The following is a 7,822-nucleotide window of genomic DNA, read 5'->3' as shown; positions in this document are numbered from 1 at the left end:
CCTTTTTTAACTCTAATAATTCTACCTGCTCTTTTGCTGCATCTGAAAATTCTACAACTTTCTGAGAAAAAAATTCTGCTCCTTTTCCAAATTCCTTTTTTAAATCATCTAATAATGACGGCATACGGTATTGCTTTCTTAACGGTCAATGCGGTCCGCGATGCCTATGATCGTTGCATCGGTCGGAGTCTTACGATCCAATGGAATGGGCGCTTCTCCTGATGTTACATAATATACCAGTTCGTTTGGTTGCCCCGTTCCGACCGAATCCGTTGCGATGATCGGGCTCCCCATCTTTTCCATTCCCGATGTGAGCGGCTGAATTATTTTGAGCGAACAGCTTTCCAGGCTGGGATGTTTTTTGGTCGCCCAAACGGTACCTATTATACGCGCTAAATTCATCTTCAGTTATGTTGCAAACTATTTTATATCAATTTCTAATTTGTCCACGATCGCCATGATCACCGCATCTACCGGACGATCTTGCGTAATTTCTGTCTGTCGGGCGGAACTGCCTGAACAATACAATACAATTTCTCCGGCTCCGGCGCCAACCGAGTCGGCGGCAACGACAAACGTTTCTTTTTCTTTGTAATCGAGATCAACGCTGCGCACAATGAGCAGCTTAATGCCCGTCAGTTTTTCATCTTTGCGCGTTGCCCAAACGTTTCCAATAACTTTGCCTAAAACCAATTTTACTCCTGTTCAGCTAACAAATCCGATTCGTATTTCTTTCATTTTTCGCGCGGTCTGAACGGCTTTTTCCGCAGACTGCATTAATTGCATTTGATCCTCGCCGTCCACTCCGAAAGTTGCAATACCGATCACGGCTGTCAAAGGTATGGATTCGCCGTTAAAGTCTATTTCCGAAACCTCTATGTTTCTCAGAATTCTGTGTGCACAGTCCCTGGCTTCGTCCCGTTTGCTTTCCAAGACGATCAGCCCGAATTGATCGTTGCTGATTCGGGCTGCGCTGTCGATCTGACGTTTGCTGGATTTTAAAATCTCTGCGATTTTTTCAATAACAAAGTCTCCGGCCGCCACACCAAAATTTTCATATATATTCCTGACATAATCAATATAAAAAATCAAAATCGAAAATGTCACGCCAAATCTTTTTGCGCGATTAATTTCCGCGCCGACCTTTCGATTAAACGCCTGAAGATTATCCAAGCCCGTCAGAGGATCGTGGGACATCTCGGAGAAAAGATGTTTATCCAGCTGCGCGCGCGCTAAAGAAAGGCTGACGCTGTGACATAGATTTTCGATGAACTGTACTTCATACATATCCCAGGCGTCCGTCTGTTGCGATTCCAAATGAAGCACGCCAAAACAATGGCCGTGATCGACAAACGGAACGGAGAGCATTGTTTTTTTAAGGCCGTCGCTCTCCGCATCCGGCCGATACGCCCTTTTCTGATTACTAATGGCAACCCATTCTGGCCGCTGATCAAGTGACATGGTTGTCCCTGCAGTCAAAGGCGTTGCGCCCTCTGCATCCGTAACTATCCATTCGTCATCCGATCCGGCCCGCATCCATATCAACGATACGTCCCATTTGATATTATGAATCAGCGCTTCTTTTAAATATCTGAAAATGGCTTCCTCACTGTCCTCGGTTTTTACAATTTCGTTATATTCCTTAAGGGACTGAAACATGCGGCGTAATTTGTTTTTTACATATACTCCGTCTATGTTTTGAATCGTTTGAATGAGTAAGTGGCCATATTGTTCAAGCAGCGTCGCATGATGATCCGAATAGCGTTCCGGTTTCTTATGATCTACGCCGACGACGCCCAACAGCGTGCCGCGCCTAAGCAAAGGAACCATGAGCAAAGTGTGAATGTCCTCGGGTTGGCTGTAGTAAAAAAGATTTTTTTCATCCGGACTCAGCGAGATAAATAACCCGTTTTGGCGAGAGGTGATGACTTTGTTGAACAACGATGTCCCGGAATTTGCGAGAGAATTGCGCGACGATGCGAAATAACAGGAACTTTCCGTTCTGAAACTTTGCAGCACTAATTCGTTTTCTTCTTCAATGTATAAGTATAAAAAGGTCGAGTTTGCCGCAAATGTCTGATGGATCAATTGAATAATGGCGTCGGAAGTCTGATTAAAAAATATGGACGCCTGAGTATCGTCCAGCATGTCCATGGAACTCTCGCCTTTGTCGGCGGCGTCAACTCTTGCTTTTGAAAAATAATTAGCCAGCGGATTTCCAGCACCCGAGGCTATGGAGGTTTTTCGAGAAAATAAAGTATCCGAAATCGTGTTTTTATTAAACCACTGCAAATAATCCAACATAAAAAAGATGAGACAGCCAATCAATGCGGGCAATGAGACGATCAGCAAAGCTTTATAAAAAAAATAACTCAGAATGGATAATACGATAAGAAAGGCGAACAGACTGAGAAGTATGATTTTTTTCAGATAGGTTCTGGATGATATCAATTGATTTATCATGCGTTAGAGATAGGTATCGATAAGAAATAGGACTGGCACAAACTTATAAAGTTTAGAACATAAAGTCAAGCCGCGCGTTATCACGTAAATATAAAGACCCGTAAAGTTTTACTAACCTTACGGGCCTTACATAGTCATTACAAAATGGCGGCTATACTTCCATGATCTCTTTTTCTTTCATGACGACCATTTCATCGATCTTCTTGATGTAGGAATCGGTCATTTTCTGAACCTTGTCATGCGCCTGTTTTGAATCGTCTTCCGATATGTCATGGTTCTTTTCTGCTTTCTTAATATGATCATTTGCTTCGCGCCGGACATTCCGGATCGCAATTCGTCCGTCTTCGGCATATTTTTTTGTGAGTTTGACGAGTTCCTTGCGCCGCTCTTCATTTAATGACGGGATCGGGATGCGTATCATCGTGCCGTCGTTTGCCGGATTCAGTCCCAGATCCGCCATCTGTATAGCTTTCTCGATCGGCTGGATCAGGTTCTTATCCCAAGGCTGCACTGTCAACAGCCGCGCTTCAGGTGCAGAGACATTGCCCACCTGATTTAGGGGCGTAGGGGTTCCGTAATAATCCACTTTGATTCCGTCCAACAAGGTCGTCGTTGCCCGGCCGCTGCGTACTTTGGATAATTCGCCTCGAACGGCTTCCAGCGATTTTTTCATTTTTTCTTCAGTATCATGATATTGTTTATTCAGATCGTACATACATCACCTTCTAGTGTTAGTTGCTGTGCTGAAATCTATAACGAATACCGTTTTTATTCAAGCAAATTATTAGAAAACGGAATCTGACTCTGACGGGTCTAAAATTTTTCAGCTACTGCACTCTCGATCCGACATTTTCACCGAGAATGATACGCTTAAGATTGCCTGTCGTCTTGAGATTAAATACGATGATCGGAAGTTTGTTTTCCATACACAGCGTGACGGCGGTTGCATCCATCACGTTGAGTCCTTTTTTGACCACTTCGAGGTAGGAAATTGAATCGAATTTGAACGCTTCTTTATTGGTTTCCGGATCGGAGTCATAGACGCCATCCACGCGGGTTCCTTTTAAAATGACGTCGGCTTCCACTTCAATTGCGCGCAACGAGGCTGCGGTGTCGGTCGTGAAATAGGGATTGCCCGTTCCGCCGGCAAAGATCACGATACGTCCTTTTTCGAGATGGCGAATCGCGCGGCGGCGAATGAAAGGTTCAGCGATCTGTTCCATTTTGATTGCGCTCAGTACCCGCGTAAATAAACCCGCTTTTTCCAGCGCGTCCTGCAGTGCGAGCGAATTGATCACGGTGGCCAACATGCCCATTTGGTCTGCCGATACCCGGTCCATACCTTTGGCGCTGGCCGCAAGGCCGCGAAAAATATTGCCGCCGCCGATGACCACGGCAATTTCAACGCCCAATGCTTTTACGGACTTGATCTCCTCGGCAACCTGAATCAGCATCTTCGTATCTATCCCGTACGTCTGATCTCCCATGAGAGCTTCACCGCTGAGTTTCAGCAATATCCTCTTAAAAGCAGGCATCGGCATGTCAATATTCCTTCGTATGAAAAGTTGGGATATAAAAAAACCACGAATTAAAATCCGTGGTTTCTGTTTTAATTATTCGCCTAATCGAAAGCGCTCAAATTTATGTATCACGACCGGTTTGCCGAGTTTTTTGGAGAATTCGGCCACCAATTCCTTAATGGTCTTTGAAGAATCTTTGACGAAAACCTGTTCGTTGAGGCAGACCTCCTGATAAAATTTTTCCATTCGTCCTTTGATAATACTTTCCATCACTTTTTCCGGCTTGCCTTCGGTCTTGCCTTGTTCACGCAGAATCGCCATTTCTTTTTCAATGACGTCCTGAGGGATCTCGGTGCGATTGATGCACGTCGGACTCATAGCGGCAGCCTGCATCGCGATATCATGCGCTAAACTGTGCGTTGGTTCCTGCAAAGTCGGGCTGTAGCCTTCTACTTCCAGTTGAACTAATACGCCGAGCTTATTTCCCGGATGAATGTAAACCGCAATGACGCCACTTTTCGTTTCCAACAATGCAAAGCGTTTGATCGCGATCTTCTCGCCGATCTTTCCGGTCAACTCCCCCGCTGTATCCGCTACTGAACGGCCTTTGTCGTATGCCGCCGGTGCAATGAGAAATGAATCCAAATCGGCCGGTTTAGTTTGATGAACCTGATCAAGAACGTTTTTTGCAAATTTCACGAAATCATCGTTTTTTGCAACAAAATCCGTTTCGCAATTTATTTCAATTATCGATCCGAGGCTGTTTTCTTTGTTAACTGCGGCAAGGATGATACCCTCTTTCGCAACGCGGGATGCCTTCTCCGCGCTTTTTTTCAGTCCGCGCTGGCGTAATATTTCAATCGCTTTTTCTGGATCGCCGCCCGCTTCCGTCAAGGCTTTCTTGCAATCCATCATGCCCGCGCCGGTTTTTTCCCTTAGCTGCATCACCACTGTGGCGCTTATTTCCGTAGCCATTCAAAAACTCCTTTATCTATTCGAATTATTATATGCAAATATGCCAATTATTGAGCTTCTTTGCCCAGCGCATCCTTCTCTGCCTGCGCTTTTAATTTCTCAAAACGGGCGTCTTCTTCATATTTCATACGCGTTTCGTCTTTGACTCTTTCGCCGTCTACTTCGGCCGGAGCGTCTTTCGCAACAGCTACGACGTGCTGGCTCGCATCAATGACCGCATCCGCAATCGTCTTAGTAATCACCTGAATGGATTTGGCCGCATCGTCGTTACCCGGGATTACAAACTGCACCTGATCGGGATCGCAGTTGGTGTCTACAATTGCAAATACCGGTATGCCGAGAATATTCGCTTCTTTGACCGCAATATGTTCTTTCCTGGTGTCCACGACGAACACGGCGCCGGGTAATTGACGCATATCTTCGATCCCTTCAAGGACCGCTTTCAGTTTAATTTTTTCTCGTTCCAGCATCAGGCGTTCTTTTTTTGTGATCTTCTCAAACGTGCCGTCGCTTTCCTTTTTCTCAATATTCTTCATGTGCTTAATGCTTTTGCGAATAGTTGAAAAATTGGTAAGCATGCCGCCCAGCCACCGTTCGGTCACGTAGTACACGTTGGCGCGAACGGATTCCGCTTTCACGATCTCTTTGGCCTGCTTTTTTGTTCCAACAAACAAAACTTTTTCACCGTTGGCCACGATCTTCGTGATTGCTTTGCATGCGTCCTCAAGCGACGTTACGGTTTTCTTCAGATCCATAATATGAATGCCGTTCTTTTCCATAAAAATGAACGGTTTCATTTTCGGATTCCAACGGCGCGTCAGATGGCCGAAATGAACGCCTGCCGTAAGCAGTTCTTCCAGTTTTTGTTTGGGATCAAACAGGTTTTTTTCTTGAGACATGGTTCTACTCCTTTAACGGGTTAAACGACCACTTTTTTCCTCTTTGACTGGAATACGCCTTAAGCGTACACCCCCAATCAAATCAAAAAGTGTGATTAGTATTAGGTAAACAAAAAATAAACGATTAACGTTTCGAAAATTGATAACGTTTACGCGCCTTCGCCAGACCGTACTTACGGCGTTCTTTCATACGCGGATCGCGGCTCATGACGCCTAACGGCTTCAGGGCTTTTTTCAATTCTTCGTCGATTTTCACCAGCGCGCGCGCAATACCCAAACGGATCGCTCCGGCCTGTCCGGTTTGACCGCCGCCTCGTACATTGGCGACCACATCGTATTTTGCGCCAACTTCGACCGCTTTTAACGGCTCTTCAACATGTAATTGATGGGATTCGCGGGGAAAGAAATTCTTGATATCCTTGCGGTTCACGGTGATCTTACCGTTACCGGCAATCAGCATGACACGCGCATTGGCTGTTTTCCTTCGACCGACTGCTGTAATGGCAGTACTCATATGATCTCCTCGTGTGATGTATACATTTAAATTTAAAATTTCAAAGGTTCAGGATTCTGGGCAGTATGAGGGTGTTTATCATCCGCATACACTTTGAGTTTTTTGATCATGACGCTGCCGAGCTTGTTTTTAGGCAACATGCCATGTATAGCCGCGTACAGAATCTTTTCCGGATTGGTGCGGATCAAATCTTCAAATTTTTCGACACGATTTCCGCCAGGATGCATCGTATTGCGAACGTATTCTTTCATTTTCGCTTTCTTGCCCGTCAGACGGATTTTTGACGCATTAAGAATAATCACATGGTCGCCGCAATCCACATGCGGAGCGTAATACGCTTTATTCTTACCGTTCAATATAGTAGCTACTTTGGTTGCAAAACGTCCAAGGGTTTTATCCGCCGCATCGACGATATACCATTTACGTTGTATCGTTTCCGCCTTCGGCATCGCTGTTTTGAATGAGATTTTCACGCTTTTACTCCTTATGCATTATCTATAAAAATATTAAACTTATCAGCATTTTGGGCGACCAATATAATAAACACACCCTCAGAATGCAAGAAAATTTTGTATAATATTTCCTTCCGGCAGCAGACCCCTTAAGTACGGATTTTAAATGAAATTAAATGCCCTAAAAAACGGAGGTGAAGCAGGCAGAAAAATATAATTGACTTTCATAAGATATTTCCTTAACCTTTTTTTGTAACTCACGTTATCCGGACGGCGTATTAATCCAAATTACGTTTTTTATCCTGACACATATAACTTAATTTTTCTTTAGGAGGATTGACAATGGCACTTGATGCACTAGGAATGGTTGAAACGAAAGGCCTGGTTGGGGCGATCGAAGCGGCGGATGCAATGGTAAAGGCCGCCAAAGTCGAACTGATCGGAAAAGAAAAAATCGGCGGCGGATACGTGACGGTCATGGTGCGAGGCGATGTTGGCGCCGTCAAAGCGGCAACGGATGCAGGCGCAGCGGCTGCGGAAAAAGTCGGCGAATTAATTTCCGTGCATGTCATCCCGAGACCGCACCCAGAAGTAGAAATGATTCTTCCGAAAAAAGGCGCCTAACTGAATTTTAAGAAGGAACCGATTATGGAAGAACGTGCGTTAGGCATGGTTGAAACCTTGGGGCTGGTTGGAGCAATCGAAGCCGCAGACGCGATGATCAAAGCCTCTAATGTAAGATTAATAGGCAAGGAAATCACCGACGGAGCCATGGTCACCATTAAAGTGGTCGGCGAGGTTGGCGCCGTTCAGGCGTCCGTTGCGGCAGGTGAAGCGGCCGCCCGGCGCGTAGGACAAATTGTCTCAGTACATATCATACCGAGGCCCGATGCGATGACCGAATCCATCGTATACGAAGACGATGCGATGCCCTACGAAGACCGTAGCGGCAGTAAAAAAAAAATGATTTAATTACGCTGGCTCAGCGGGATCTGTTCA

General features: G+C 45.3%; 11 protein-coding genes. 2 read left to right on the top strand and 9 right to left on the bottom strand.

The window, feature by feature from the left end; translation table 11 throughout:
• Positions 1-138: 138 nt before the first annotated feature.
• The 9 genes from F9K33_06715 to rplM form a co-directional block, all read right to left on the bottom strand.
• Positions 139-402, bottom strand: coding sequence for an ethanolamine utilization protein EutN (locus F9K33_06715; protein ID KAB2880166.1), 264 nt, complete (start codon positions 400-402; stop codon positions 139-141).
• Between the two features lie 18 nt (positions 403-420).
• The gene (locus F9K33_06710) at positions 421-693 is read right to left on the bottom strand and encodes an ethanolamine utilization protein EutN (GenBank protein KAB2880165.1); all 273 of its coding nucleotides are present in this window, start codon (positions 691-693) and stop codon (positions 421-423) included.
• A gap of 12 nt (positions 694-705) precedes the next feature.
• Positions 706-2,463: a diguanylate cyclase gene (locus tag F9K33_06705; protein KAB2880164.1), complete on the bottom strand. Its 1,758-nt coding sequence runs from the start codon at positions 2,461-2,463 to the stop codon at positions 706-708.
• Positions 2,464-2,614: 151 nt separating this feature from the next.
• Positions 2,615-3,178, bottom strand: coding sequence for a ribosome recycling factor (locus F9K33_06700; GenBank protein ID KAB2880163.1), 564 nt, complete (start codon positions 3,176-3,178; stop codon positions 2,615-2,617).
• 112 nt (positions 3,179-3,290) lie between these two features.
• Complete coding sequence (locus F9K33_06695; protein KAB2880162.1) at positions 3,291-4,004, bottom strand: UMP kinase; 714 nt, start codon at positions 4,002-4,004, stop codon at positions 3,291-3,293.
• 72 nt (positions 4,005-4,076) lie between these two features.
• The gene (locus F9K33_06690) at positions 4,077-4,958 is read right to left on the bottom strand and encodes an elongation factor Ts (protein KAB2880161.1); all 882 of its coding nucleotides are present in this window, start codon (positions 4,956-4,958) and stop codon (positions 4,077-4,079) included.
• A gap of 47 nt (positions 4,959-5,005) precedes the next feature.
• On the bottom strand, positions 5,006-5,857 hold the full coding sequence (gene rpsB / locus F9K33_06685) for a 30S ribosomal protein S2 (protein ID KAB2880160.1): 852 nt from the start codon (positions 5,855-5,857) through the stop codon (positions 5,006-5,008).
• 124 nt (positions 5,858-5,981) lie between these two features.
• On the bottom strand, positions 5,982-6,371 hold the full coding sequence (gene rpsI, locus F9K33_06680; protein KAB2880159.1) for a 30S ribosomal protein S9: 390 nt from the start codon (positions 6,369-6,371) through the stop codon (positions 5,982-5,984).
• Positions 6,372-6,403: 32 nt separating this feature from the next.
• Positions 6,404-6,820 carry a 50S ribosomal protein L13 gene (gene rplM, locus F9K33_06675; protein ID KAB2880169.1) on the bottom strand — a complete coding sequence of 139 codons (417 nt, stop codon included), beginning with the start codon at positions 6,818-6,820 and terminating at the stop codon, positions 6,404-6,406.
• A 345-nt stretch (positions 6,821-7,165) separates the two neighbouring features.
• On the opposite strand from rplM, the gene F9K33_06670 reads away from it, so the two are divergent.
• On the top strand, positions 7,166-7,447 hold the full coding sequence (locus F9K33_06670; protein ID KAB2880158.1) for a BMC domain-containing protein: 282 nt from the start codon (positions 7,166-7,168) through the stop codon (positions 7,445-7,447).
• 24 nt (positions 7,448-7,471) lie between these two features.
• Positions 7,472-7,795, top strand: a complete 324-nt coding sequence (locus F9K33_06665) for a BMC domain-containing protein (GenBank protein KAB2880157.1) — start codon at positions 7,472-7,474, stop codon at positions 7,793-7,795.
• Positions 7,796-7,822: the final 27 nt, after the last annotated feature.

It is taken from the genome of bacterium (genome assembly GCA_008933615.1).
GTDB lineage: Bacteria > CLD3 > CLD3 > SB21 > SB21 > SB21.
The sequence above is the reverse complement of the archived record's forward strand: the minus strand, read 5'-3'. Positions and strand labels throughout refer to the sequence as shown.

Bases quoted from the DNA above. Each gene is read 5' to 3' on its own strand.
- F9K33_06715 (KAB2880166.1), bottom strand. From the start codon at position 402: ATGAATTTAGCGCGTATAATAGGTACCGTTTGGGCGACCAAAAAACAT.
- F9K33_06705 (KAB2880164.1), bottom strand. From the start codon at position 2,463: ATGATAAATCAATTGATATCATCCAGAACCTATCTGAAAAAAATCATA.
- F9K33_06700 (KAB2880163.1), bottom strand. From the start codon at position 3,178: ATGTACGATCTGAATAAACAATATCATGATACTGAAGAAAAAATGAAA.
- F9K33_06695 (KAB2880162.1), bottom strand. From the start codon at position 4,004: ATGCCGATGCCTGCTTTTAAGAGGATATTGCTGAAACTCAGCGGTGAA.
- F9K33_06690 (KAB2880161.1), bottom strand. From the start codon at position 4,958: ATGGCTACGGAAATAAGCGCCACAGTGGTGATGCAGCTAAGGGAAAAA.
- rpsB (KAB2880160.1), bottom strand. From the start codon at position 5,857: ATGTCTCAAGAAAAAAACCTGTTTGATCCCAAACAAAAACTGGAAGAA.
- rpsI (KAB2880159.1), bottom strand. From the start codon at position 6,371: ATGAGTACTGCCATTACAGCAGTCGGTCGAAGGAAAACAGCCAATGCG.
- rplM (KAB2880169.1), bottom strand. From the start codon at position 6,820: ATGCCGAAGGCGGAAACGATACAACGTAAATGGTATATCGTCGATGCG.
- F9K33_06670 (KAB2880158.1), top strand. From the start codon at position 7,166: ATGGCACTTGATGCACTAGGAATGGTTGAAACGAAAGGCCTGGTTGGG.
- F9K33_06665 (KAB2880157.1), top strand. From the start codon at position 7,472: ATGGAAGAACGTGCGTTAGGCATGGTTGAAACCTTGGGGCTGGTTGGA.